Below are 25,862 nucleotides of genomic sequence, written 5' to 3'. Positions count from 1 at the left end.
TCCCCCTCCGTTTGGCGACGCGGCGAAGGCCGTGTTAGCCTTGCCAGGCAGGGAGGACAGCATGACCAGGACCCCTTCGACCGCGATCCGGATCGACCCGTCGCACGATGAATTCGACCGCGCGCGGCGCGGCTGGAACGCGATGATCGATCGCCGCCCGGCGATGATCGCCCGCTGCGCCAGCGTAGAGGACGTCGTGGAGGCAGTTGATCTCGCGGCACGGACAGGGTGCAAGGCGGTTGCGCGATGCGGCGGACACTCGGTATCCGGCGCGTCGCTGATCGAGGGTGGTGTGGTCGTCGACCTCGCCGGTCTCAAGGGTGTCGCGGTCGATCCCGATGCCCGCATTGCGCGCGTCGGCGGCGGCGCGCTGCTGGGCGAACTCGACGCGGCGACGCAGGCACATGGCCTTGCGGTGACTGCCGGGGTCGAACCCGAAACCGGCGTGGGCGGCCTGACCCTGGGCGGCGGAATCGGCTTTCTCGCGCGCAAGCTCGGATTGACCATCGACAACCTCGTCGGCGCGCAGGTCGTGCTGGCCGACGGCCGCGTGGTAGAGGCGAACGAGGGCGCGCATCCCGACCTGTTCTGGGCGCTGCGCGGGGGCGGGGGCCAGTTCGGGATCGTCACGCGATTCGATTATCGGCTGCATCCGGTGGGCCCGCAAATCGTCACCGCCTGGGCATTCTATCCGCTCGAGTGCGCGCGGGAGGTCATGCGGTTCGTGCGCGATTACATGGCTGGCGCCCCGGACGACGTCAGCCTTGTCCCCGCGTTCATGAAGATCCCGGCGACCGACGCCTTTCCAGCCGGGTGGCACGGAAAGCCATGTGCCGCCGTGGTCGCGCTGCACCTCGGCGACGAAGTGACGGCGAATGCAGACCTGCAGCCGCTGCTCGACCTCGACGGCCTGATAACCGGCTTCATCGCCCCGCAGCCTTACGTCGAGTTCCAGAAGGCGTTCGCGGGCGCATCGCCGCATGGCGGGCGGTTCTACTGGAAGTCGATCTTCGTGGACGACCTGTCGGACGAGCTCGTCGACGCGATGGTCGATGGGGTCCGGACCATTCCCGGCGAATATTCGATGATATTCATGGAAACGCTGGGCGGCGCGGTGAGCCGGGTGGGCGTGACCGAGACGGCCTTTTCCAATCGATCGGCGCGCTACAACGTCGGCATCAGCGCGGGCTGGGTCGATCCCGCGCTCGACGAGCAGGCGATAGCGACGTCGCGCGCCAGCTTCGAACGGTTGCAACCGTTCTCCGACGGGTCGGTGTACCTCAACTACCTCGATCGCGACGAAGCCGACCGGGTGCGAAAGGCGTTCGGCCCGCACTACGACCGCCTGCGCGAGATCAAGGCGCGTTACGATCCGGGAGGGCTGTTTCCGGGCGTGCTCGGCACCGGCTGACCGGGCATTCTCACCGGCCGAGCAGGCGCTCCGCCATCGCCCGCACCTCCGCCCCCATGTCCTCGCGTTCGAGCGCGAGCGCCAGCGTCGCCTCGACAAAGCCCACCTTGCTGCCGCAGTCGAAGCGACGGCCCGCGAAAGTCACCGCGTGAAACGGCTGGACGCCGATCATCTTCGCCATCGCGTCGGTGAGCTGGATCTCTCCCCCCGCTCCCTTGCCCTGATTTTCCAGCGTGCGCATGACTTCGGGCTGGAGGATGTAGCGGCCCGAGACGATCTTGTTGGAGGGCGCCTCCGCGACCGGCGGCTTTTCGACCAGGCCGCACACCTCCGTGAGAGTGGCCGAGACCTGCGCGCCGGGATCGATCACACCGTAGCTGCCGACTTCCTCGCGCGGCACCTCGAGCACCGAAATCAGGTTGCCGCCGACGTCCTCGTAGGCTTCGACCATCTGTCTCATGCAGCCGGTCCCGCCACCGCTGGCCGCGATCATCAATTCGTCGGGCAGCAGGATCGCGAAGGGCTCGTCGCCGACGATCGCGCGGGCGCACCAGACCGCGTGGCCGAGGCCGAGCGGAACCTGCTGGCGCACGGTGATGATGTCGCCCGGGGTGAACCGGGTGGGCTCGAGGATGTCGAGCGACTTGCCACGCTCCTCCATTGTCGTCTCGAGCTCGTAGGCGATGTCGAAATGCTCGACGATCGCGGTCTTGCCGCGACCGGTCACGAAGATCATCTGCTCGATCCCGGCCTCGCGCGCCTCGTCCACCGCGTACTGGATAAGCGGGCGATCGACGATCGGCAGCAGTTCCTTGGGGATAGCCTTGGTGGCGGGGAGGAAGCGGGTGCCGAGGCCGGCGACCGGGAACACGGCTTTCCGTATGGGTTTGCGACTGCTCATACAGGGCGGATAGCATCGCCCCCGCCCCGCGCAACCTTGCGGGCCGCGCGATTCGCGCTAGAGCCGGCCCCCATGGACAAGATCATCATCGAGGGGGGCAAGCGCCTCAGCGGAACCATCCCGATCTCCGGCGCGAAGAACGCCGCGCTCACCCTCATCCCGTGCGCGTTGCTTACCGACGAACCGTTGACGTTGCGCAACCTGCCCCGGCTCGCCGACATAGACGGCTTCCAGCACCTGATGAACCAGTTCGGGGTGACCACCGCCATCCAGGGTTCGCGGCCCGAGGACTTCGGCCGGGTGATGACGCTGGAAGCGACGCGGATCACCGGCACGGTCGCGCCCTACGACCTCGTGCGCAAGATGCGGGCCTCGATCCTCGTACTCGGCCCGATGCTTGCGCGGATGGGCGAGGCGACCGTCTCGCTGCCGGGCGGGTGCGCGATCGGCAACCGGCCGATCGACCTGCACCTGAAGGCGCTCGAGGCGTTCGGGGCCGAGATCGAGCTCGCTCAGGGCTACGTCCGCGCGCACGCGCCCGACGGCGGGCTGCCGGGGGGCGAATTCGATTTCCCGGTGGTCAGCGTGGGCGCGACCGAGAACGCGCTGATGGCCGCCGTTCTCGCCAGCGGCACCTGCCGCCTGTTCAACGCCGCGCGCGAGCCCGAGATCGTCGACCTGTGCAACCTTCTCGTCGCGATGGGTGCCGAAATCGAGGGGATCGGCGGGTCGGATCTGACGATCCACGGCGTCAAGCGGCTTCACGGCGCGACCTACCGGGTCATGCCCGACCGGATCGAGGCCGGCTCGTACGCGTGCGCCGCCGCGATCACCGGTGGCGAGGTCCTGCTCGAGGGCGCCAAGGCCGAGGACATGTCGGCGACCCTTCACGCCTTGCGGAACATCGGGGTCACGGTCGAGGCCGAGAAGAAGGGCGTGCGGGTGGCGGCTGACGGCAAGCTCAGGGCCGTTAACCTGTCGACCGCGCCCTACCCTGGGCTCGCGACCGACATGCAGGCGCAACTGATGGCGCTGCTGACGGTGGCCCAGGGCACCAGCGTGCTGACCGAGACGATCTTCGAGAACCGCTACATGCACGTGCCAGAACTGGCGCGGATGGGCGCGCACATCGAAACCTCCGGCCGCACTGCAATCGTCCACGGGGTCGGCGGCCTGACCGGGGCGGAAGTCATGGCGACGGACCTGCGCGCCTCGATGAGCCTCGTCATCGCGGGTCTGCGGGCCGATGGGCAGACGCAGGTTCGCCGGCTCTATCACCTCGACCGCGGCTACGAGCGGCTGGAGGAAAAACTCGCGCTGGTCGGCGCGCAGGTCGAGCGGGTGGGCGACGATTAAGGGGGCAGATCCCTAACGCGCTGCGGCTTCGCCGAGCCGCGAATCGGGGGTCCCAGCGGCTGCGCGGACGTTTAGCGATTCGCGCGATTCTTTGAATCCCGGCGGGACACCTTTTCGCCTTTGCTGCGTTGTCGTGAGCAAAGGAAAGAGAGGTCAGCATGCTCAAGCTCATCGCGCTCGGCGCACTGGGTTATGTCGGATACCGCTATTATCAGAAGAACTTCGCCCACCACGGTCGTGCCGCGTTCGCCAGCGGTCAGGGGGCGGACGGCGTGCGCCACCAGGTCCGCGATTCGGGACCCGAAGCCATGCGTGACAAACCGTCCCGTTCGTGGGACAAGACCGACGAGGCTTCCGACGAAAGCTTCCCCGCCAGCGATCCCCCGGCGACCTACTAAAGGAGCAACGGGACTGGATCGCCCTTGACGGGGCGAGAGGCGGGCGGGCCCCCACCGGGGCTCCGCCCGCTTTTTTTCAGGCGTCGAACTGCCCCGCCCCGGTGGTCGTTTCCCCGGCCGTCTGGTGCGTCACCAGCCATATCCGGATCGCGCCTGCCAGTCCGCACGGGGTGGGCGAGGCGATCCGCTCCTCGTCGATGCGCGCGACGAGCGCGTTCACCGCGGTGCCCTCGCGCCTGGCGGCCTCGCGCAGCATCGTCCAGAACAGCGGCTCGAGGCTGATGCTGGTCTTGTGACCGGCGATTTCCACCGATCGCTTGACCGGCGGATGGTACGGAGCGGATCGGTCGCGGTTATCCATCTCAGAAGCGGGTGCCCAGTCCGACGAGCGCCTGGTGGCGATAGATCCCGTCGTGGAAGTTGGCATAGCGGTATTCGCTGCGAAGGAAGAGCTTACCCCTAAGGTCGAACTCGAGGCCGCCTCCGGTCCAGAAGCCGATCAGGCGCCCGGGCCGGCTGAACTTCTCGGGCTCCGGCCCGCCCGGCACCGTCGGGATCGCGTCGAGATCACCACTGTATTCGACGCCCATGTGCGTGCTGGCGGCACCCGCCAGTCCGTAACCCATGACGCGTTCGCCGAACGGACGGCCCACGCGCAGTCCCAGGTAAAGGTCGGTTCCGTACGTCACCTCGATCCGGTCGCCGGGAACGAACAAGTCCGTTTCCACCTTGTGGGCGTTCGACCGGCTGAGGTCGACGTCGAACCCGACACGCCATGGTCCCCTTTGGTAATCCTTCCCGCCGCGCAGGCCGAACATGACCTCGGGTCCGTCCTCGTCGGGCAGCTCGGTCGCGTCGTAGCCAAGCATGAGTTCCCCGCGCGGCCCGGTGAAAGGTGCGGGTGCCGCACTTGCCCCCGTGGGAGCACTGGACAGCGCGAGCGACAGGAGAACAAGGCAATGGCGCATGGACCTGCCGCCAGCGGCTAGCTCCCGGAACCTGCGACCGTCAACATGTCACGCTCTCCCGCAGAGGCGAGGGTGAACCGGGAGCAGGTCGGCGCTTGGAGCGCGCGATGGGGTGCTTGCGTCAGTCGAGTTTCATCTTGAGTTCGCGCAGGACGTAGGTCCCCTTGATCTTGCGGATGTTGTTGTAGAGCTCGCGCACCGTCTTGTTGCTGCTGTCGATGTTCTGCTTGCCCCAGGCATTGAGAAACGCGTCGTAACGCGCCTTGTCGGCGTTGAGCGAGGCCATGCTGGGATAGTTCACGCGCAGCACCAGGTTCACTTCGTTATCCCCGTAGGGCACGGTGTAGATCCCGTAATCGCTGATCTGGCCGAGCTTTTTCGATACCTCGTTCGCCCTGACCCACGTCTGCTTCAGGCCTTCCAGGTAGCGGTCGAGTTGCCCCTCGTCGACCTTGACATAGGTCAGCTCGATGACCGTTTCCTGCGGCGTGTAGTCCTTCCAGACTTCAAGCTGGGCCTGGGCGGGCGTTGACAGGCCGAGCGTCCCGGCCGCGATGGCAAGCGTGGCGAATTTGCGCAGTGCGTTCATGGTTATCCCCTGTCGTAATCGGCGTGAACGCGACCCGTCGGGGAGAGGCAGGCGACCCTGCTGATTTTCAACCGCTCCGCCCGTCACTCTGGCGAGCGGATAGGGTGGAGTCAAACCCGGCCCCGGCCGGTCGCCGGCGCCGGGCCGCCCCGGGTCAGTACATGTGCTGTCCGCCGTTGATGCTCATCGTCGAGCCGGTGATGAAGCCGCCGTCGTCGCTGGTAAGGAAAGCGACCGCGCGGGCGATTTCCTCTGCATGGCCAAGGCGCCCAACCGGGATCTTGGCGATGATTTTTTCCAGCACCGGCTCGGGCACTGCGGCGACCATGTCGGTATCGATGTAACCCGGGGCGATCGCATTGACCGTCACGCCCTTCTTCGCGCCTTCCTGTGCCAGCGCCTTGGTGAAGCCGTGGATGCCGCTCTTGGCGGCGGCGTAATTGACCTGGCCGTACTGGCCCGCCTGGCCGTTGATCGATCCGATGTTGACGATCCGGCCCCATCCGCGGCTGGCCATCCCCGGGAAGCACGCCTTGGCCATGTTGAAGCAGCCGCCAAGGTTGATCCGCATGACATCGTTCCAGTCGTCGAAACTCATCCGGGCAAGGGTGCCGTCACGGGTGATCCCGGCATTGTTGACCACAATGTCGACCGGCCCCACTTCCTCGGTCACGCGGGCGCACCCGTCGAGGCACGCCTGGTGGTCGCCCACGTCCCACTTGTAGACCGGGATCCCGTGGGCCTCCGAAAAGCTTTTAGCCTTGGCGTCGTTGCCCGCGTAGTTGGCGACGACCGTGCGCCCCTGTTCCTTGAGCGCAAGGCTGATCGCCTTGCCGATGCCGCGGGTCCCCCCGGTCACGATTGCCACGCGTGTCATCAAATCACCTCCGCCGTCAGGTTTGCCTCACCGGCGACCTGCCTAGGGGAAGGGCGTGCGAAGGCAAAGAAAAACCCCGCACGGGCGGGGCTTTGAATACCAATTCCGTAACGGCAGGACCGGGTAGGTCAGAACCGGAGCTGGGTGCCCACATAGACCGCCTGATCGTCACGGACCGCATCGGTGAGCGGTGCGAGGCGATCGCGTTCCTGGCTCAGCCGCACGCCCGCAGTGACGTTGAAGTTCCTCGTCAGGCGATAGCCAGCGCCGAGGTCGACCGCCTGCTCGCCCGCCCCTTCAAGCGTGCGCGGGCTGCGGCCGGTGGTGCTGTCGGCCTCGAGCGCGAGGCGCGGCTGGAGCCGGCCCGGCGTTTCCTTGATCCCCTCGCTCGGGCGGAAGCTGGCGAGGTCGGGCATCTCGATCCTCTTCAGCCCAAGCGTCGGTTCGACCGGCTTGGCGAAACTCTCGTACCCGCGCGACACCCCAAGGTTGTAGCGCGCCTTGGCAAGCGTGGCGATCGAGGGGCCGGTCCCGGCATCGCCCTTCGCCGCGGCGATGGCGCTGCGCACGGAGATGGCTCGCGCTTCGTCCGGATCGACGCGGATCGCAAGGGTTACCGTGCGGTTTCGCTCGAGCCCGCCGCTGGCGGGAGTGAAGCGCATCGCCTGGCCGCGCGCAGCGATCTTCGCGGCCACGCGGCGGGCGATCGCCGGGTCGACATTCGCGGGGGTGAACGGCGCAATACCGGAAGATACGGCGCGTTCGGACGCCGCGTCGGGCACGGCGAACACAGCCGTTGGGACCGCGACCAGAAGCGCGCCCGCACCAAGCAGAAGCAGGCCCCGCACAGCGGTGCCTTCCTTCATCCTGCCGATAGTGCTCGTCTGCCTCATGGCAAAGCCCTCGAATGTTCCCCTTCCGCGTTTGAGAACCGCCCGTATTTTGACAGTGCGGCCTGAACGCTTGATGAGCCAATCGGTTTCACCTGTAACCGACTCACCCCCGTTTCCCATCTGCAGTCAAATGCTAGAATCATTTCAAGGGTTTTGCCACTTTTTCCACAAGGTTGCCCGCTTTCGGAACGCGCTGTTGCCCCGCGCCCACAATCGTGCCCCGGCGTGCGGCGATTAAGCGGTGGTTCACGGCCGGGCGGGGCAAGTGGCGCGACGATGCCTTGCCCGCGCCGCGCGGGCGCACTAGAGGCTGTGCCGACCTTCCAATCCGAGGACTTTCCTTGAGCATGACCGCCCTTTCGTGTTCCCGCCACCTGACCCGCGCCGCGCTCTCCGTCGCAGCGCTCGCCGCGCTTGCTGCCTGCGGGGGCAAGGAGCGGCCCCGGGCGGACCTCGCCGCGAGCCAGGTGACCACGATCGGCGTCAACGCCTATCTCTGGCGCGCCGCGCTCGAGACGGTCAGTTTCGCGCCCCTGCTCCAGTCCGACAGCAACGGCGGTGTTATCGTGACCGACTGGTACGCCAATCCGCGCAACCCGAACGAGCGGGTCAAGGTCACCGTCTCGATCCTCGACCGGGACCTGCGCGCCGACGCGGTGCGCGTGGCCGCCAGCCGTCAGGTCGCCCAGGGCGGGAATTGGGTCGACGCGCCGGTGCAGGCGGCGACCGTGCAGAAGCTCGAGGACATCATCCTGACCAAGGCCCGCGCGCTTCGCCGCCAGGCCATCGCCGGTTGATCGAAACAAGGGTATTTCCATGACAGACCAGCGTTTCGATCCGCAGGCGGCGGACGGGCGCTGGCAGCGCGCCTGGGAAGACGCGCAGGCCTTTCGCGCCGACAGCGCCAGCACCAAGCCGAAGAGCTACGTACTCGAGATGTTTCCGTATCCCTCGGGGCGGATCCACATCGGGCACGTGCGCAATTACACGATGGGCGACGTCCTTGCGCGGTATCGCAAGCTGACCGGGCACGAAGTGCTTCACCCGATGGGGTGGGACGCTTTCGGCATGCCGGCCGAGAACGCGGCGATGGAAAAGGGCGTTCATCCGGGCGGCTGGACCCGGGCCAACATCGACCACATGAAGGCGCAGCTGAAGCGACTCGGCTTCGCCCTCGACTGGAGCCGCGAGTTCGCCACCTGCGATCCCGAATACTACGGGCACGAACAGGCGCTCTTCCTCAAGCTCTACGAGGCAGGCCTCGTCTATCGCAAGGAAAGCGAGGTCAACTGGGACCCGGTCGACATGACCGTGCTGGCGAACGAGCAGGTCATCGATGGCAAGGGCTGGCGCTCGGGTGCCGAGGTCGAGAAACGCAAGCTTTCGCAGTGGTTTCTCAGGATTACCGACTTTGCCGAGGAACTGCTCGAGGGTCTCGGAGACCTCGACAAGTGGCCCGACAAGGTCCGGCTGATGCAGGAGAACTGGATCGGCCGGAGCCGCGGCCTGCGCTGTACGTTCAAGCTCGTCGGCGAGGACCACGGGATCGAGGTGTTCACGACCCGCCCGGACACGATGTTCGGGGCGAGCTTCGTGGCGATCGCCCCCGATCATCCGCTCGCGAAGCGGCTGGCCGCCAATGCCCCTCCGCTCGCCGACTTCATCGCCGAATGCAAGAAGGGCGGAACCACTGCGGCCGAGATCGAAACGCAGGAAAAGAAGGGATTCTTCACCGGGCTCGCGGTCGCCCAGCCGCTCGAGCCGTCGTGGCACCTGCCGGTCTACGTCGCGAACTTCGTGCTGATGGACTACGGCACCGGCGCGATCTTCGGCTGCCCGGCGCACGACCAGCGCGACCTCGACTTCGCCCGCAAATACGAGCTTCCGGTCCACCGCGTCGTATCGGACGGCGACGAGACCGACGTCGTGTTCAAGGGCGATATCGCCTATACCGGCCCCGGCAAGATCGTGAATTCGCGCTGGATGGACGGCCTCGACATCGAGGAGGCCAAGGCCGAAGTCATCGCCAAGGCACAGCACGAAGGCTGGGGGCGGGGCGAGACGCAGTACCGGCTGCGCGACTGGGGCGTCAGCCGCCAGCGGTACTGGGGCACCCCGATCCCGTTCATCCATTGCCGTGCGGAAGGGGGCGACTGCGGAATCGTCCCCGTCCCCGAGCGCGACCTGCCCGTGACCCTGCCCGAAGACGTCGACTTCCAGACCCCGGGCAATCCGCTCGAGCGGCATCCCACCTGGAAGCACGTCGAGTGCCCGCGGTGTGGCGGCGCGGCGGTGCGCGAGACGGACACGCTCGATACCTTCGTCGACAGTTCGTGGTATTTCCTGCGCTTCGCCAGCCAGCCCGCGAACGCGCCGTTCGACCGCGAGGAAGTGGCGAAGTGGCTGCCGGTGCAGCAGTACATCGGCGGAATCGAGCACGCGATCCTCCACCTGCTCTACGCCCGCTTCTGGACCCGCGCGCTTCAGCACATCGGGATGCTCGACTTTGCCGAGCCGTTTGCCTCGCTGTTCACGCAAGGGATGGTGACCCACGAGACCTACTCGCGTTCCGCGAACGGACGCGAGGTCTGGTACGGGCCGGACGAGGTGGAACGCACCGCGTCGGGCGCGACCCTCCTCGCCGACGGGGCGCCGGTGACGATCGGCAAGGTCGTCAAGATGTCGAAGTCCAAGAAGAACGTGGTCGATCCCGACACGATCATCGACCAGTACGGGGCCGACGCGGTGCGCTGGTTCATGCTGTCCGACAGCCCCCCCGAGCGCGACCTGCCGTGGTCCGAGGCCGGCATCGAGGGCTGCTGGCGCTTCGTCCAGCGGCTGTGGCGCCTGCTCGGAGAGCACGACGCGGCAGCGACAGGCGAGGACCGGCTTCTCTCCCGCAAGCTCCACCAGACCATCGACGCGGTCGCACGCGAGATCGAGGCGCTGGCGTTCAACAAGGCGGTGGCCCGCATCTACGAACTCACCAGCGCGATCGAGAAGGCGCCTCCATCGGCTGCGCGCAGCGATGCGATCCGCACGCTCGTCCAGCTCGTCGCGCCCATGATGCCGCACCTCGCCGAAGAGGCCTGGGACCGGATCGGCCAGCCAGGCCTGGTCGCCGAATCGGACTGGCCCGCGACCGACCCGGCATTGCTTGTCGAGGACGAGGTGACGATCGCCGTCCAGGTGAAGGGCAAGCTGCGCGATACGCTGACGGTCGCGAAGGGGCTGCCCGGCACCGAGCTCGAGGCGCTTGCGCTCGCCAGCGACAAGGTCCAGCGTTCGCTGGGTGGAGCCCAGGTGCGCAAGGTGATCGTGGTGCCCGACCGGCTGGTGAACATCGTCGCATGATGCGGATCGCGCTTCTCGCCGGGCTCTCGCTCGCGGTGGCGGGGTGCGGCCTCCAGCCGATGTATGCCGGCGGATCGAGCGGGGCGATCGCGCGCGGCCTTGCCGCGGTCGAGGTTCCCGCGATCGAGGGGCAGGCCGGGTGGCTCGTGCGCAATGCGCTGGTCGACCGGCTCGGAGCAGGCGGCGAGGCAGCTGCCCTCTATCGACTCGATGTCCGCCTCGACGATAGGCTCGAGGGCCTAGGCGTGCTGAGCGATGATACCGTCGGCCGTGAACGGCGGACGCTGCGCGCCCGTTACCAGCTCGTGGAATTGTCGAGCGGAGAAATCCTCGTCGATGCGACGGCGGGATCGGATGCCGGCATCGACGTCGTGTCGAGCGAATACGCGACGATTGCGGCCGAGCAGTCGGCGCTCGAGAACCTGGCGCGCGAGGTTGCCTCGCAGATCGCCACCCGGGTCGCGTTGACGCTGCGCGCGCGGCAGTAGGGCGCGCCCGCATGGCCGGTCGGACATGAAGGCGACCCAGAAGGATTTCGCCGCCGTCGCTCCCCGCGCGGTGCGGACCTGCACCACGTTCTTCTTCTGCGGACCCGACGAGGCGGGCGCGGCGGCTGCGGCGCAGCGGATCGCGGCGATGCTCGAGGAACCGGGGGAGCGGGTGGAGCTCAGCGGTGCCGACCTGCGCCGTGATCCCGTGCTGCTGGCCGATGAGGCGCGCTCCGGCTCGCTCTTCGCGGGCGCACGCCACCTGTTCGTGCGGGCGACCGGCGACGAGGCACACGATGCGCTGGCCAATCACGTGGCATCGATCGACGCGGGAGAGGGCAGGGCCTGCCCGGTGCTCGTCGTCGCGACCTCCGCGACCGACAAGTCGCGAACGGCCAAGCTGCTGGAAAAGCGCGACGATGCGCTGGTGAGCATGTTCTACCCACCCGACCTTGCCCAGCTGCGCGAAACGATCCGTACGGCGGGCGAGGAGCGGGGACTGCGCATGTCGGGACAGATCGCCGAACGCATCGCGCGGGCGACCGGCATGGATCTGCGACTCGCACGGAGCGAGGTGGAAAAGCTCGCTCTCTATCTCGACGCAAGTCCCGAGGCGCCGGTCACCCCCGATGTCGAAGCGCTCGACGCGATCGCCGCGCGAACCGAGGACGACGGGTTCATGCCGCTGGTGAACGCGGTGCTCTCGGGAAGGACCGAGATGTTATCGGCAGAGCTGGCGCGGATGCGCGAACTCTCGCTCAATCCAGTCGGCCTGCTTCTCGCGTTCGAGCGGAGGGCTGCGCAGCTCGCCCAGCTCAACGCCAGGCTCGGGCGGGGCGAATCGATCGAATCGTTCGTTGAGGCCGAGGTCCGCGCGCGCCGGGTCTTCTTCAAGGACAAGCCCGACATCGCCGCGCAGCTTCACCGCTGGCGAGGCCGCAAGCTTGCCCGGCTGGTCGCCCGACTGGTCGAGGTCCACCGCTCGCTGCTCGCGAACAGCCAGGCGAGCGATACTCTGCTGGCGCAGGCGCTTGCGGGCATTGCAGCCGCCGCGCGGCAGTGACCGACGGGCCGAACCCTGCCCCGGCACGCAGCGGGACGGTCCTTGGCCTTGCCAACCGCAAAACCTCGGTGCAAGACAAGGGCTTGCGCGTGCCGACAGGGTCGGTGGGCTCTCTTTCTCGTTCGACTGGTGATCGCCGACCGCCCATGAATGCTCCGTTTGACAGACGCCTGGGAGCAACCGGGACCGCCGACCCCCTGGCGCCCTCGCTCGAACGGCGGCGGGTGCGGCTCTACATGTCGATGGTCCTGCTCGACGTCGCGATCCTGTTCGCGGGGTTCGGCCTGATGGAACTCGCGTATCTCGGATGGTCGCGCGAAATCCATCTCTTCGAGGCGCAACTCCTGCTGCCGCTGTACCTGACGTTGGCGCTCTACCAGCGCGCCTACTCGATCCGTTCGCTGCAGGACTGGCAATACGCCGCGCTGCGCACCGCGGCAGCGCTGGGCCTCGCGGCCGGGTTGCTGCTCTTCGTGGTCTTCTACGCCAAGATCACGGCGAATTTCTCGCGCGTGGTATTCACCGGCGGGATGGCCATCACGCTCATGATGCTGGCGGCGAGCCGGCGGTGGCTGATATGGTGGATTCGGCGCGCGTGGGGGGTCAGCGTGGTCAACGAGCTGGTCATCGAGGCCGGCGGACCGCCGGTTCCCCTCGCCGATGCGATCCGGATCGATACCATCGCCCGCGGCTTGCTGCCCGATCCCTCCGACCCCGACGCGCTCGACCGGATCGGACATTGCCTGCTCAACATGGACCGGGTGATCGTCAGCTGCCCGTTCGCCCAGCGCAACCAGTGGGCAAGGATCCTGCGGGCAGCCGGCGTACGCGGAGAAATTGTCACCGACCGGCTCGACGAACTGGCGCCGATCGGTCTCACGGTTTCCAGCGGCTGGCGGGCGCTGGTCGTCTCGACCGGACCGCTCGGGATGCGCCAGCGCGTCATGAAGCGGGTGTTCGACGTGTTCGTGGCGCTGGGCGCACTGATCGTGACCGCGCCGATATTCGCGCTGACCGCGCTCGCGATCAAGCTCGAGGACGGCGGACCGGTGTTCTTCGTCCAGCGCCGGCTGGGCCGCGGGAACCGGTTCTTCTCGATGTTCAAGTTCCGCTCGATGCGGGTCGATGCCGGCGACCTTGCGGGAGCGCGTTCCGCGTCGCGCGATGACGACCGGACCACCCGGGTGGGTCGCTTCATCCGGCGAACCAGCATCGACGAACTGCCGCAACTGTTCAACGTGCTCGCTGGCGACATGAGCGTGGTTGGACCCCGGCCGCATGCAATCGCCTCACAGGCCGGAGACAAGCTTTTCTGGGAGGTCGATGGGGCCTACTGGGATCGCCATTCGCTCAAGCCCGGCGTGACGGGCCTCGCGCAGATCCGCGGCCACCGCGGCGCGACCGACGAAGAGAAACACCTGACTGACCGCCTGCGCGCGGACCTCGAGTACATTGCCGGGTGGTCGTTGTGGGGCGATGCGATGATCGTATTCAAGACCATCGGCGTGATCATCCACCCAAGGGCCTTCTAGGCCGCGGGGAATCAGCCCTGCGGGACGCTGAACGAGCCGCTGACCCGCCCGTTTCCGCTCCCGCTGACGGTGCCGGTTACCGAGGACGATCCGTTCGCGCGGCCGTCGACACTCGACACCCCGCTCTTGAGATCGATCACCAGCCGGCCGCCGTTGAGGGTATCGCCACCGCGGTTGAGCCGCACGTTGCCGGCCATGGTGATCAAACGGCGATTGAAATCGTAGACCGCGACCTCGCCGGCGGCACGCTCGTTGCCGCGGGTCACGGTGACACCACCGGTGGCGGTGATGCGCTGGATTCTGAGGCCGCCCGTGTCGCTGTAGTTGACCTGTGTGCGCGCCGCCTGCAGCCGCAGTCCCGCCTGGGTTATGTCGACGTTGCCCGAAAGCACGACCCGGTTGGCCCGGTCCTGCAGTTCGATGCGATCGGCGGCGTAGTTCACCGGAGCATTCGAGTTGTGGCCCGCGATCGCCTGGGCGCCGGCCTGAATGCCTGCCATGGCGACCAGCGTGGCGGCGAAACCGCCCAGGCCCCAGCGGGCGGCACTGGCGGCATGGCGTGAACGGAAGTGATCGAACATCAGGGCATCCTCAGCTTGCCGGGGATCATGCGCAGCCGGGCATTGCCGGCGAGCGATACGGTGCGCGCTTCGAGATCGGCTTCCAGCCGATTGGCCGAAAAGGTGCCGGCGGGAACCGCGCCGCTGACACCGCCCGATCCCACCATCCGCTTGTCCGGGATGTCGACGGTGACGCCTTTGGCCATCATCCGGTAGCCGTCGGAAGCGGTCACCAGAACCGGGCCGGGTACGCTCACCACCTCGTCGCGGATATCGTACTGTCCCGCATCCGCGCGGACGCTTGCCGGACCGCCGTCGAGCAGGATCCGCGCCACCAGATCCTGCATCCGCACGATGCCTTCCCTGCCCGAGCGCTGCACCGCCTCGCCCGCGGTAAGCGAGAAGGGTCGGCCTTGCGCATCGGCGCCTCTATACATCGCGTTGTCCACGCTGAGGCGTTCGTTGATCACCTGGACCTTGTTGCGATCGAGCAGGAAACTGACTTCGCCGCGGGGCGAAAGCGGGGTCACGATCATCAGCGCGGCGATCACCCCGATACCCATCGGCAGCGCCTTGGCAAGAAAGGCGACCACCTTGTCGTGGCTGCCGCCGGGCGCGGCGAAGTGCTGCCGCGCGCTACGCAGTTCCTTGGCTTGCTGTGTCTCTATGCGGGCGGACAGGGTCATGGCGAAGGTCTAACGCGCGAACGCCCTAATCGTGGCTGAATATGTCGCGGTCGGCCCACCCGGCCAGGTCGAGCCGCGCGCGGGTCGGCAGGAAGTCGAAGCACGCTTGCGCGAGGCTCGTGCGCTGTTCGCGATCGAGCCGTTCGACGAGAACCTCGCGCAGGCGGTGAAGGAACCGGACGTCGGACGCGGCATACTCGCGCTGCGCCTCGTTGAGGTCGGGCCCGCCCCAGTCGCTGAGCTGCTGCGCCTTCGAGATGTCGGCCGCGAGCAGCTCGGACACAAGGTTCTTGAGCCCGTGTCGATCGGTATAGGTCCGGGTCAGCTTGCTTGCGATCTTGGTGCAGAAGACGGGTGCCGCCTCGACCCCGAGATAGAACAGGATCGCAGCGAGATCGAAACGGGCATAGTGGAACAGCTTGAGCCGGGCCGGATCACCCAGCAGCGCCTTCAGGTTGGGCGCGTCGTAACTGCTTCCCGGCGAGAAGCGGACGAGATGCTCGTTACCCTGTCCGTCGCTGAGCTGGACCACGCACAGGCGGTCGCGGTGAGTGATGAGTCCCATCGTCTCGGTGTCGACCGCGATGGGGCCGTCGGCGAACTCGAGCCCGTCGGGCAGGTCTTCTTCGTGGAAATGGACTGTCATGCGGGGCGAGCCTTAGGCCGATTGGGGATAGAGGGAAAGGGTCGCTGGCGAGGCGTCGCCAGCGGGCGTAGCGGAAGGGGGATGGGCAGCGAGGCAATCCCCGAAAGCTGGCGGCCGGCGCTCGAGGGAGTGCTCGCCGGTTCCGAGGCGCGGCGACTGGGCGGCTGGCTGCGAGCCCAGGAGGAGGCGGGCAAGGCAATCTATCCGCCCCGTGGAAGCCGGTTGCGCGCGTTCGCGCTGACACCTCTCGACGCGACACGCGTCGTGATCCTCGGCCAGGACCCCTACCACGGGCCGGGGCAGGCCATGGGACTGTCGTTCTCGGTTCCGCGGGGCGAGCGGCCGCCGCCGAGCCTCGCCAATATCTACAAGGAACTGGAGAGCGACCTCGGCATCGCGCGCCCGGATCACGGCGATCTGACCAAGTGGGCGGCGCAGGGCGTTCTCCTGCTCAATTCGTGCCTGACGGTCGAGGCGGGCAATGCGGGCAGCCACGCCGGGCGCGGATGGGAAGCAGTCACCGACGCCGCGGTCGCTGCGGTCGCCGCGCGCGACGAGCCCACGGTATTCTTGCTGTGGGGCAGCCACGCCCAGGCAAAGGCCGCGCGGATCGATTCGCTGCGGGAAGGCGGCCGGCACCTCGTCATCCGCAGCCCGCATCCCAGTCCGCTGTCGGCCCATCGCGGGTTCTTCGGTTCCAGGCCGTTCAGTCGTGCCAACGCCTTCCTGCGCTCGCACGGGAGAGGTGAAGTCGACTGGAGCCTCGACCGCTGACAGGGCGGTCCTCCCTGCCGCGCGCTTAACCATTTCACCGAACGGAAGCGACAGGGTCGCCGCGCTAACCGGGGCCGATGACACGCCTTGGCCTCCTGCCCGCGATCCTCCTGTCGGCCGCCTGTTCCGCCGACGCCGGCTACGTGGTGCGCTACGATCTCGACCAGCTCGCTTACGAAACGTCCGAACGCGATGCCTCGCCCGGCTTCGAGAGCCTGCCGGAAAGCGTGCCGGCCGGCGTCGAGCCGCCCGCCGCCTGATCAGCGCGGAAGTTCGCTCACCCCCATCAGCGCCTCGTCGACCGCGCGGGCGGCCTGGCGCCCTTCGCGGATCGCCCAGACGACCAGGCTCTGTCCGCGACGCATGTCGCCGCAGGCGAACACGTTCGGCACGCTGGTGGCATAACCCGCCGTATCGGCGGCGACATTGCCGCGCGCGTCGAAATCGACCCCGGCCTGCTCGAGCAGGCCGGCCTTGCGCGGGCCGGTGAAGCCCATCGCGAGCAGGATTAGGTCTGCGGGAATGGTGAATTCGCTGCCGGCGATTTCCTCCATCTTGCCCTCGTTCCACTCGACACGGACACATTCGAGGCCGGTCACCTCGCCACCCTCTCCCGCGACGCGTTTGGTCAGCACCGCCCAGTCGCGCTCCACCCCTTCCTCGTGGCTGCTGGAGGTCCGCAGCTTGAGCGGCCAGTGCGGCCAGGTCAGTGCCTTGTCTTCCCGCTCGGGCGGCCGGGGCATGATCTCGAGCTGGACGACGCTTTTTGCCCCCTGCCGGTTGCTGGTCCCGACGCAGTCGCTGCCGGTGTCGCCGCCGCCGATGACGACGACCTTCTTGCCGGTCGCGACGAGGCTGCCCCGCGGGGCAGCGCGGACTTCGTCGTCGCCTGCGTTGCGCTTGTTCTGCTGGGTAAGGAATTCCATCGCGAGGCGCACCCCGGGAAGCTCCGCGCCGGGGATCAGCAGCTGGCGCGGTTCTTCCGCGCCGCCTGCCAGGACGACCGCGTCGAAGTTGTCGCGCAGAGAGGCGAACGAAACGTCGACCCCGACCTCGGTCGAGGTCTTGAACGTGACTCCTTCCGCTTCCATCTGGACCGCGCGCCGGTTGATGAGGTGCTTTTCCATCTTGAAGTCGGGGATGCCGTAGCGGAGCAGCCCGCCGAGGCGATCGGACTTCTCGAACACCGTGACCGAGTGGCCGACCCGGGCCAGTTGCTGGGCGCAGGCAAGGCCTGCCGGGCCGCTGCCGACAATCGCAACCCGCTTGCCGGTCCGTTCCGCCGGCGGTTCGGGCACGATCCAGCCCTCCTTCCACCCACGGTCGACGATCGCGCATTCGATCGACTTGATGGTCACCGGCTGGTCTATGATGTTGAGCGTGCACGCCGCCTCGCACGGGGCGGGGCAGATGCGGCCGGTGAACTCGGGAAAGTTGTTGGTCGAGTGCAGGTTCTCGAGCGCGTTCTTCCAGTCTCCCTCGTAGACGAGGTGGTTCCAGTCCGGGATGAGGTTGTTCACCGGGCAGCCGCTGTGACAGTACGGAATGCCGCAATCCATGCACCGGGCCGCCTGCAACCGCAGGTCCGGTTCGGGGTGCGGTACGACGAATTCCTTGTAGTGCCGCACGCGTTCCTTCGGCTCGGCATAAACGCGATCCTTGCGCTCGTACTCGAGGAAGCCGGTTTCCTTGCCCATGGTTATTCCGCCGCTTCCATTTCTGCTTCCTGACGCTCCACCTCGAGCTGCCTAAGCGCCCGCGCGTAGTCGGTCGGCATGACCTTGACGAAGCTGCGGACCGCATTGTCCCAGTCGTCGAGGATCGCTGCCGCCTTCGCGCTGCCGGTGTGGAGCTTGTGGCGTTCGATAAGCACGCGCAGCCGCTCGGCGTCGTGACGCAGCATGTCGCCAAGCCCCATGTCCTCGACCGAACGCGGGCGCTGGAGCGGCCGGCCGGTTCCTTCATCCTCGTCACGCTTCGGCGAGACCGGCGACAACTCGACCTGCGCAGTGTTGCACAGCCGTTCGAACCGTCCTTCCTCGTCGTAGACGTAGGCGACGCCGCCGCTCATGCCGGCAGCGAAGTTGCGGCCCGTTCGCCCGAGCACGACGACCGCGCCTCCGGTCATGTACTCGCAGCCGTGATCGCCGCAGCCCTCGACCACCGCCACCGCGCCCGAGTTGCGCACCGCGAAGCGCTCCCCGGCGACGCCGCCAAGGTACGCCTCGCCCGCTATCGCGCCGTAGAGCACGGTGTTGCCGACGATGATGTTGCTGCCCGGATCGCGGCCCACTCCGTCGGGCTGTCGCACCACGATGCGCCCCCCCGACAGGCCCTTGCCGACGTAATCGTTGGCATCCCCGGTCAGCCGCAGCGTGATCCCGTGCGCGAGCCACGCGCCGAAGCTCTGCCCGGCGACGCCGGTAAACTCGATGCGGATCGTTTCGGGTGCAAGGCCCTGGTGGCCATGCGCCCGCGCAACCTCGCCCGACAGCATCGCGCCGACCGTGCGGTTGACGTTGCGGATAGTGCGGGTCAGCTGGACCGGATCGCCCCTGTCGATCGCGCCGCGGCAGGCCTCGATCAGCTCGACGTCCATCGCGCCGTCGAGCGCGTGGTCCTGTTCCTGCGAATGATGGAGCGTGTGCCCCTCGACCGGGCGGACCTGGTGCAGCAGCCGCGACAGGTCGATACCGTGCGCCTTCCAGTGCCGTTCGCAGCGCGCCATGTCGATCCGGTCGACCCGGCCGACCATCTCCTCGACGGTGCGGAAGCCCATTTCGGCCATGATCGCGCGCAGTTCTTCGGCCACGAAGAAGAAGTAGTTGATCACGTGTTCGGGCGTGCCGGTGAACCGCTTGCGCAACACCGGGTCCTGCGTGGCAACGCCGACCGGGCAGGTATTCAGATGGCACTTCCTCATCATGATGCACCCGGCCGCGATCAGCGGCGCAGTGGCGAAGCCGAACTCGTCCGCGCCGAGCAGTGCGCCAATCGCGACGTCGCGCCCGGTCCTGAGGCCGCCGTCGACCTGCACCGCGATGCGGCTGCGAAGATCGTTCAGGAGCAGCGTCTGCTGGGTTTCGGCGAGGCCGATCTCCCACGGGCTGCCCGCGTGGGTGAGGCTGGTCAGTGGCGAAGCGCCGGTGCCGCCCTCGTAGCCCGAGATGGTGACGTGGTCCGCCTTGCACTTCGAAACGCCGGCGGCGACCGTGCCTACGCCGACCTCGCTGACCAGCTTGACCGAGATGCGCGCCTGCCGGTTCACGTTCTTGAGGTCGTGGATCAGCTGCGCGAGATCCTCGATCGAGTAGATGTCGTGGTGCGGCGGCGGGCTGATGAGGCCCACCCCGGGGGTCGAGTGGCGGACCCTGCCGATCACCTTGTCGACCTTGTGGCCGGGCAGCTGGCCGCCTTCGCCTGGCTTGGCGCCCTGGGCCATCTTGATCTGGATGTCGTCCGAATTGACCAGGTACTCGGTGGTGACCCCGAAGCGTCCGGATGCGACCTGCTTGATGCGGCTGCGCATCGAATCGCCGCCCGGGAGCGGCTTGAACCGGTCGGGCTCCTCGCCCCCTTCGCCGGTGTTGGAGCGCCCGCCGATGCGGTTCATCGCGATGGCTAGCGTAGTATGCGCCTCGCGGCTGATCGAGCCGAAGCTCATCGCCCCGGTACTGAAACGCTTGACGATCTCCACCGCCGGCTCGACCTCGTCGATGGCAAGAGGGGTTTCGGCGGGCTTGAGTTCCATCAGCCCGCGGATCGTCAGCATCCGTTCGGACTGCTCGTTGATCGCCCTGGCGTAGTCCGCGTAGCGATCCCGGCTGTTGCCGCGCACCGCGTGCTGCAGGTCGGCGACGGTGCCGGGGGTCCAGGCATGGTCCTCGCCACGCAGCCGGAACTGGTAGATGCCGCCGGGGTCGAGCATGTGCTCGTAGACCGGGTTGTGGCCATAGGCGATCGCGTGGCGCCGGACTGCTTCCTCGGCCACTTCGGCAAGGCCAACGCCCTCGATCGTGGTCGCGGTGCCGGTAAAGTACCTGTCGACGAACGCGCTCGACAGGCCGACCGCATCGAAGATCTGCGCGCCGCAGTACGACTGGTAGGTGCTGATGCCCATCTTGGACATGACCTTCAGCACGCCCTTGCCGATGGCCTTGACGTAGTTGCCGCGGACGGTCGTCTCGTCGAGGTGCGGCAGCTTGGTGCGGCGGATTTCCTCGAGCGTCTCGAACGCGACATAGGGATTGATGGCCTCGGCGCCGTAGCCCGCAAGAACGCAGAAATGGTGCACCTCGCGCGCCTCGCCGGTCTCGACGACCAGTCCGGTCTGCATCCGAAGGCCCTGCCTAACGAGGTGGTGATGGACCGCCGCCGTCGCGAGCGCCGCCGGGATCGGGATCCGGTCGGGGCCGTGCGCGCGGTCGGACAGCACCAGGATGTTGTGGTCCTGCAGCACCGCTTCGGTCGCCGCCCAGCACATCTCCTTGATGGCGAGCTCGACGCCCTCGACCCCGGCGCCGGCGTCCCAGCAGATGTCGATCGTCGCGCAGCGGAACGCTCCGTCGAGCGCGGCTTCGACCGAGCGGATCTTGGCGAGGTCCTCGTTGGTGAGGATCGGCTGGCTGACCTCGAGGCGCTTGTGCGTGCCCGCATCGCGGCCGAGCAGGTTGGGCCGCGGGCCGATCATGCTGAGCAGGCTCATCACCAGTTCCTCGCGGATCGGGTCGATCGGCGGATTGGTGACCTGCGCGAAGTTCTGCTTGAAATAGTCGAACAGCAGCCGCGGCCGGTTCGACAATACCGCGATCGGGGTGTCGGTCCCCATCGAACCGATCGGATCGTCGCCCGCCTGCGCCATCGGCTCGAGGAACCGGGCGATGTCTTCCTGCGTGTAGCCGAACGCCTGCTGGCGCTGAAGCAGGTCGCTTGCCGGTTCGGGAACCGCCGACAGCTCCGGCTCGATGTGATCGAGGTCCTCCAGCTTGTACTGCGCGTCGTCGAGCCACTTCGCATAGGGCTCGGCGCGGGCAAGATCGGCTTTGAGCTCCTCGTCCTCGATGATGCGTCCCTGTTCGAGATCGACGAGCAGCATGCGCCCCGGCTGAAGCCGCCACTTCCGGACGATGTCGCCTTCGTCGAACGGCAGCACCCCGCTTTCGGAGGCGAGGCAGATGAGATCGTCCCTGGTCACGCAATAGCGCGCCGGACGCAATCCGTTGCGGTCGAGCGTCGCACCGATCTGGCGGCCGTCGGTGAAACAGACCGCGGCGGGACCGTCCCACGGCTCCATCAGCGCGGCGTGATATTCATAGAACGCGCGGCGCTCGGGATCCATCAGCGGGTTCTTGGCCCACGCTTCGGGGATCAGCATCATCATCGCATGCGCAAGGCTGTAGCCGCCGAGCAGCAGCAGCTCGAGCGCGTTGTCGAGGCAGGCGGTGTCCGACTGGCCGTGCGGAATGATCGGCCACAGCTTGTCGAGATCGGCGCCGAGCAGCGGCGATTCCATCGTCCGGCGGCGCGCGTTCATCCAGTTCACGTTGCCGCGGACCGTGTTGATCTCGCCATTGTGGGCCATGAAGCGGTACGGGTGGGCGAGCCGCCAGCTGGGGAAGGTGTTGGTGGAAAAGCGCTGGTGGACGAGGCCCAGCGCCGACACGCAGTCGGGATCGCGCAGGTCGTCGTAGAAACTGCCGACCTGGTTGGCGAGCAGCAGCCCCTTGTAGACGATCGTCCGGCTCGAGAAGCTGGGGATGTACATCTGCGTCAGCCCCGCGATGCCGTGCTTTTCCTCCTGCTTGCGCAAGGGGTTCTGCGTCTGCTTGCGGATGACGATCAGCTTGCGCTCGAAGGCGTCCTGGTCAGCGCAGTTGTTGCCCCGGGCGATCACGCACTGGCGCATCACGGGCATCGAGGCGACCACCGCCTTGCCGAGGCCGTCGAGGGTAACCGGGACATCGCGCCAGCCCACGAGGCGCTGGCCTTCCTTGGCCACGAACCTTTCGAACTGTCCGGTCACGAAATCGCGCGCGGCTGCGTCCTGCGGCATCATGCACATCGCGACCGCATATTCTCCGGGACCGGGCAGGTCATGGCCTTCGGCGGCGGCCCACTTGCGAAAGATCGGATCGGGGATCTGGATCAGGATACCCGCGCCGTCGCCCAGCAGCGGATCCGCGCCGACCGCGCCACGATGATCGAGATTCGCGAGGATCTCGAGCGCACGGGTGACGATCGAATGGCTTTTCTCGCCCTTGATGTGCGCCAGCAGCCCGACGCCGCAGGCATCGTGCTCGTTGGCCTGGTCGTACAATCCCTGGGCAATCGGAAAACCCATTGCGTTTCGATCCATCCCGTCTCTGTCAAGCGACGAGGGGCAGCCAGCCGGGCAATGAAGCGCGACTTACCAAGACTCCCCGCGCAGCAAAAATGTCGCGAGAGTCGGCCATGGCGAAACGAACGGTTTTCCGCAACCGCGAAGGGATTTGAGCCGGATAAAGCGGGGCTTTCCCAGCCGCCGCCAATCGTCCCGCCTGTTCAGGCGGCGCCGCTCATCCGCTGAAGCTTCTCGAGCGCGTCACGCAAGGCGCGCTCGGCATCGGGGTGGCGCGCGTCGCGGGCCGGAAAGGCGGCGATCGGTTCGATCACGTCTTCGCAGACGTCGCCGGCTTCCGCCTCGTCGGCAAGGCGGACCGGTTCGCGCTGGACGCCCAACGGGCTCTTCATTGCAAGAAGCGATGGATAGTTCTCCTCCGAACCCCCGTCATCGGCTTCCTCGTCTTCCTCTTCGACCATCCCGGCCGCGACCGACCCGATGCCCGCGGCGGTGGCATCAGGATGGCCTGAAGGACGCGCGCTCCGGGCGAGCGAAAACGAAAGATCGAGCGCGGGCACTCCGTCGTCATCATCCTCGTCGAATTCGCTGTCGTAATCGAAGTCTATCTCGCGCAGCGCATCGGGCATGCGCGGTGAAGGGGCAAGCTCGGTCAGGCTCGGAACTGGCGGGGCCATCTCCGGCTCGGGGGCGAGCGCTTCGGCGGCGTGCATTGACGGGTCCCCGATGGGCGCGGCACGAACCGGATCGGGCAGGCCGATGTCCTCCGCAGCGCCCTCCCAAGCCTCGTTCCCCTCGGCGCTCTCACGCGCGGCCGCATCGGCCCGCAGCGCTGATCCTTCGCGATGACGGCTGAGCGCGCGCGCGAAGCGATCCACCAGTTCGACGATGGCCACGTCGGCGCTCGCGTCGCAACCGGAGTCTGCGCGGCGATCTTCGGATAGGGGGGCAACGGGCTGGTGCGCCGCTTCCATCTCGTGAGCAGGCTCGGCAGGTTCGGCGGGCGGCGCAGCGGCCGTGCCGTCGTCCCAGGTTCCGGCTTCCTGAGGGCTGTCAGCCTCATGCAGAGGGTCGCATCCCCATGCGCCGTGACTGTCTGCGTCGGCGGCTTCCTCGAATCGCCCGAGATCGAGCAGGTTTGCATCCTCTGAAGCCGGATCACGAGCCGCATCGAGGTTCTCGATGGTTCCCCCGCCGATTTCCTCGCCGATTTCTTCGATGGGGGCCGTTTCGGGTTCGGAGCGTGCACACCGGAAATCTTCGGCCTCGTTGTTCTCGAAGGTCGACGCCGGGTCCGCATCGAGTCCCCCTTCGAAGAGCTCGTCATGCGCCGAGATGGGACGCTTGGCGGTGGCCGCGGCATCATCGTCGCGCGGGGTGGGCTCGCCAGCCCCGCGTGCCGCCGGCCGCAGAGCGCGGCCCCGGGCGATCGCGCGCGCGATTCCCAGGCCGGCCAATGCTCCGAGAATCCCGGCGGCCAGCGCGATCCCGAGCCGCGTCGAAACATCCAGCGGCGGCTGGGCGGCTACGAAAGCCGCGGACAGGCCCGTCGTCTCTGCGATCCGGCCGATCAGGGGCGAGGGGAGCACCACGATGCCCAGACCGAGCAGGCCCGCGAACCATAGCGCGACGATCGCCGGGAACGCCGGATGCGCACTCACGGGCATGCTCGCCCCCGTACGTCTGCGCCTGTTGGTCACTGAACCCCTCCGTCGCTGCGGAAGCCTTGCGTCGGACCGCGCTGGTTACGCGGCGGCCGACAGCTTCCCGTCGGACTTGCGGGTTAGCAGCAGTTGGTAAACGTCCTGATAACGACGAATGTTGCGCGCCCAGTCGTGGCGTTCGCGAACGTGGTCGCGCGCGCGCTGCCGCAGGGAGGGCCACGCGTGACGGCTGTCGAGCAGGTCGGCGAGCGTGGCGGCGATGGCCTCGGCGTCGTCCGGCTCGAACAGGACGCCGGTTTCGCCGCGGGCGATGAGTTCGCGATGCCCGCCGACGTCGCTTGCGGCGACGAGGCGCCCCTGCGCCATCGCCTCGAGCGGCTTGAGCGGAGTGACGAGTTCGGTCAGTCGGCTCGCCTTGCGCGGATAGGCAAGCACGTCGATGAGCGAGTAATACCGCTCGACCTCGCGGTGCGGGACGCGCCCCGCGAAGCAGATCGCGCCTGAACAGGGCGAGCCGGCGGCCCGGGCGCGCAGGGCCCCTTCCATCGGTCCGCCGCCAACCAGAAGCAGTCGCGCACCGGGGTGCCTCGCGCGCAGCGACGGCATGGCGTCGATCAGCAGGTCCAGGCCTTCGTAATCGTAGAAGCTGCCGATGAACCCGATCACTGGGTCGCCCGCGGACAGGCCCAGCTGGGTCCCCAGCTCGTCGTCGCGCAGACCCGGCTCGCCGAACAGGGCAAGGTCGACGCCGTTCGGCGACAGGCCGATCTTGCCCTCGGGGTGCCCGCGGGCAACGAGGTCGTCGCGCAGGCCGTGGCAGATTGTGAACACCGCATCGGCTCCTTCGACGACCCTGTCTTCCAGCGCGCGTGTGAGCCGGTATTTCACCGAGCCCGCGCGGCCCGTGCCGTTGCCGACCGCGGCGTCTTCCCAGAAGGCGCGGATTTCGTAGACGACGGGAATGCCGAGAGCCCTGCCCGCTTGGATTGCCGCTTCGCCGCACAGTGCGGGCGAATGGGCATGGAGAACGTCGGGCCGCCAGGTTCCCGCCAGCGCCCCGATCGCCTCGGCCAGGCGGCTGATCTCGCGCCATTCGCGCAGGCCCGCCGGCCCGGACGCGGAGCCCGGCGATCGGTGGAACAAGAGGCCGTCCGCGACTTCGGCGACAGGCCCCGGCGCCCCATGGCGCAGGCCCGTGATGCCGCGCACCTCGAGCCCCGCGGCGGCTTGCGCATTCATCAGCGCCCGCGTGCGGAAGGTATAGCCACTGTGGAGCGGCAACGAGTGGTCGAGGACATGAAGCACCCGGGTCATGTCAGCACTGTCGCACGACAGGCTTAACGGGCCGTCAACCGCGCTGCTGTA

General features: G+C 67.5%; 23 protein-coding genes. 10 read left to right on the top strand and 13 right to left on the bottom strand.

Annotation, left to right across the window (positions count from 1 at the left end):
* Window positions 1-61: 61 nt before the first annotated feature.
* On the top strand, window positions 62-1,411 hold the full coding sequence (locus ACPV3N_RS08040) for an FAD-binding oxidoreductase (RefSeq protein WP_440116440.1): 1,350 nt from the start codon (window positions 62-64) through the stop codon (window positions 1,409-1,411).
* Between the two features lie 10 nt (window positions 1,412-1,421).
* Here ACPV3N_RS08040 and ACPV3N_RS08035 read toward each other — a convergent pair whose 3' ends face one another.
* The gene (locus ACPV3N_RS08035; protein WP_440116438.1) at window positions 1,422-2,312 is read right to left on the bottom strand and encodes a UTP--glucose-1-phosphate uridylyltransferase; all 891 of its coding nucleotides are present in this window, start codon (window positions 2,310-2,312) and stop codon (window positions 1,422-1,424) included.
* A gap of 72 nt (window positions 2,313-2,384) precedes the next feature.
* On the opposite strand from ACPV3N_RS08035, the gene murA reads away from it, so the two are divergent.
* Together murA and ACPV3N_RS08025 are read left to right on the top strand one after the other, a co-directional pair.
* Window positions 2,385-3,668: a UDP-N-acetylglucosamine 1-carboxyvinyltransferase gene (gene murA, locus ACPV3N_RS08030; protein WP_440116436.1), complete on the top strand. Its 1,284-nt coding sequence runs from the start codon at window positions 2,385-2,387 to the stop codon at window positions 3,666-3,668.
* Between the two features lie 158 nt (window positions 3,669-3,826).
* Window positions 3,827-4,066 carry a hypothetical protein gene (locus ACPV3N_RS08025; RefSeq protein ID WP_440116434.1) on the top strand — a complete coding sequence of 80 codons (240 nt, stop codon included), beginning with the start codon at window positions 3,827-3,829 and terminating at the stop codon, window positions 4,064-4,066.
* 76 nt (window positions 4,067-4,142) lie between these two features.
* On the opposite strand, the gene ACPV3N_RS08020 is transcribed toward ACPV3N_RS08025, so the two are convergent.
* From ACPV3N_RS08020 to ACPV3N_RS08000, 5 genes are all read right to left on the bottom strand, one after another.
* Complete coding sequence (locus tag ACPV3N_RS08020) at window positions 4,143-4,427, bottom strand: ribbon-helix-helix domain-containing protein (protein ID WP_440116433.1); 285 nt, start codon at window positions 4,425-4,427, stop codon at window positions 4,143-4,145.
* Window position 4,428: 1 nt separating this feature from the next.
* On the bottom strand, window positions 4,429-5,034 hold the full coding sequence (locus ACPV3N_RS08015) for an outer membrane protein (protein WP_440116431.1): 606 nt from the start codon (window positions 5,032-5,034) through the stop codon (window positions 4,429-4,431).
* 121 nt (window positions 5,035-5,155) lie between these two features.
* Window positions 5,156-5,623: a hypothetical protein gene (locus tag ACPV3N_RS08010; RefSeq protein WP_440116429.1), complete on the bottom strand. Its 468-nt coding sequence runs from the start codon at window positions 5,621-5,623 to the stop codon at window positions 5,156-5,158.
* Between the two features lie 154 nt (window positions 5,624-5,777).
* Window positions 5,778-6,500, bottom strand: coding sequence for an acetoacetyl-CoA reductase (phbB, locus tag ACPV3N_RS08005; RefSeq protein WP_440116427.1), 723 nt, complete (start codon window positions 6,498-6,500; stop codon window positions 5,778-5,780).
* A 128-nt stretch (window positions 6,501-6,628) separates the two neighbouring features.
* Complete coding sequence (locus ACPV3N_RS08000) at window positions 6,629-7,393, bottom strand: hypothetical protein (RefSeq protein ID WP_440116425.1); 765 nt, start codon at window positions 7,391-7,393, stop codon at window positions 6,629-6,631.
* A gap of 347 nt (window positions 7,394-7,740) precedes the next feature.
* On the opposite strand from ACPV3N_RS08000, the gene ACPV3N_RS07995 reads away from it, so the two are divergent.
* The 5 genes from ACPV3N_RS07995 to ACPV3N_RS07975 all read left to right on the top strand — a co-directional run bounded on the left by ACPV3N_RS07995 (window position 7,741) and on the right by ACPV3N_RS07975 (window position 13,830).
* On the top strand, window positions 7,741-8,190 hold the full coding sequence (locus ACPV3N_RS07995) for a DUF3576 domain-containing protein (RefSeq protein WP_440116423.1): 450 nt from the start codon (window positions 7,741-7,743) through the stop codon (window positions 8,188-8,190).
* A 19-nt stretch (window positions 8,191-8,209) separates the two neighbouring features.
* Window positions 8,210-10,747 (top strand): leucine--tRNA ligase, encoded by a 2,538-nt coding sequence (leuS, locus tag ACPV3N_RS07990; RefSeq protein WP_440116421.1) that lies wholly within the window; start codon window positions 8,210-8,212, stop codon window positions 10,745-10,747.
* The gene (lptE, locus tag ACPV3N_RS07985; RefSeq protein ID WP_440116419.1) at window positions 10,744-11,235 is read left to right on the top strand and encodes an LPS assembly lipoprotein LptE; all 492 of its coding nucleotides are present in this window, start codon (window positions 10,744-10,746) and stop codon (window positions 11,233-11,235) included. Before leuS ends, lptE begins: the two co-directional genes overlap by 4 nt.
* 25 nt (window positions 11,236-11,260) lie before the next feature.
* Entirely contained in the window at window positions 11,261-12,298 is a 1,038-nt protein-coding gene (gene holA / locus ACPV3N_RS07980) for a DNA polymerase III subunit delta (RefSeq protein WP_440116417.1), read from the top strand.
* Window positions 12,299-12,444: 146 nt separating this feature from the next.
* Window positions 12,445-13,830, top strand: coding sequence for a sugar transferase (locus ACPV3N_RS07975; RefSeq protein WP_440116415.1), 1,386 nt, complete (start codon window positions 12,445-12,447; stop codon window positions 13,828-13,830).
* Window positions 13,831-13,841: 11 nt separating this feature from the next.
* Here ACPV3N_RS07975 and ACPV3N_RS07970 read toward each other — a convergent pair whose 3' ends face one another.
* The 3 genes from ACPV3N_RS07970 to ACPV3N_RS07960 are packed head-to-tail and all read right to left on the bottom strand — an operon-like array spanning window position 13,842 to window position 15,722.
* Entirely contained in the window at window positions 13,842-14,411 is a 570-nt protein-coding gene (locus ACPV3N_RS07970) for an LptA/OstA family protein (protein ID WP_440116413.1), read from the bottom strand.
* Entirely contained in the window at window positions 14,411-15,076 is a 666-nt protein-coding gene (lptC, locus tag ACPV3N_RS07965) for an LPS export ABC transporter periplasmic protein LptC (RefSeq protein WP_440116411.1), read from the bottom strand. The genes ACPV3N_RS07970 and lptC overlap by 1 nt, the downstream gene beginning before the upstream one ends.
* Before the next feature lie 25 nt (window positions 15,077-15,101).
* Window positions 15,102-15,722 carry a ribonuclease D gene (locus ACPV3N_RS07960; protein ID WP_440116409.1) on the bottom strand — a complete coding sequence of 207 codons (621 nt, stop codon included), beginning with the start codon at window positions 15,720-15,722 and terminating at the stop codon, window positions 15,102-15,104.
* Window positions 15,723-15,803: 81 nt separating this feature from the next.
* On the opposite strand from ACPV3N_RS07960, the gene ung reads away from it, so the two are divergent.
* Window positions 15,804-16,496: a uracil-DNA glycosylase gene (gene ung, locus ACPV3N_RS07955; protein ID WP_440116407.1), complete on the top strand. Its 693-nt coding sequence runs from the start codon at window positions 15,804-15,806 to the stop codon at window positions 16,494-16,496.
* A 77-nt stretch (window positions 16,497-16,573) separates the two neighbouring features.
* Window positions 16,574-16,756, top strand: coding sequence for a hypothetical protein (locus tag ACPV3N_RS07950; protein ID WP_440116405.1), 183 nt, complete (start codon window positions 16,574-16,576; stop codon window positions 16,754-16,756).
* Here ACPV3N_RS07950 and ACPV3N_RS07945 read toward each other — a convergent pair whose 3' ends face one another.
* From ACPV3N_RS07945 to ACPV3N_RS07930, 4 genes are all read right to left on the bottom strand, one after another.
* Window positions 16,757-18,193 (bottom strand): glutamate synthase subunit beta, encoded by a 1,437-nt coding sequence (locus ACPV3N_RS07945; RefSeq protein WP_440116404.1) that lies wholly within the window; start codon window positions 18,191-18,193, stop codon window positions 16,757-16,759.
* 2 nt (window positions 18,194-18,195) lie between these two features.
* On the bottom strand, window positions 18,196-22,836 hold the full coding sequence (gene gltB / locus ACPV3N_RS07940; RefSeq protein ID WP_440116402.1) for a glutamate synthase large subunit: 4,641 nt from the start codon (window positions 22,834-22,836) through the stop codon (window positions 18,196-18,198).
* 200 nt (window positions 22,837-23,036) lie between these two features.
* A complete protein-coding gene (locus ACPV3N_RS07935; protein WP_440116400.1) occupies window positions 23,037-24,500 on the bottom strand; it encodes a hypothetical protein in 1,464 nt (487 codons plus the stop codon).
* Window positions 24,501-24,578: 78 nt separating this feature from the next.
* A complete protein-coding gene (locus ACPV3N_RS07930) occupies window positions 24,579-25,811 on the bottom strand; it encodes a TIGR04063 family PEP-CTERM/XrtA system glycosyltransferase (RefSeq protein ID WP_440116398.1) in 1,233 nt (410 codons plus the stop codon).
* Between the last annotated feature and the right edge of the window lie 51 nt (window positions 25,812-25,862).

The organism is Tsuneonella sediminis (assembly GCF_051912845.1).
Classification (GTDB): Bacteria; Pseudomonadota; Alphaproteobacteria; order Sphingomonadales; family Sphingomonadaceae; genus Tsuneonella; species Tsuneonella sediminis.
This window is presented reverse-complemented; position numbering and strand designations above follow the sequence as displayed.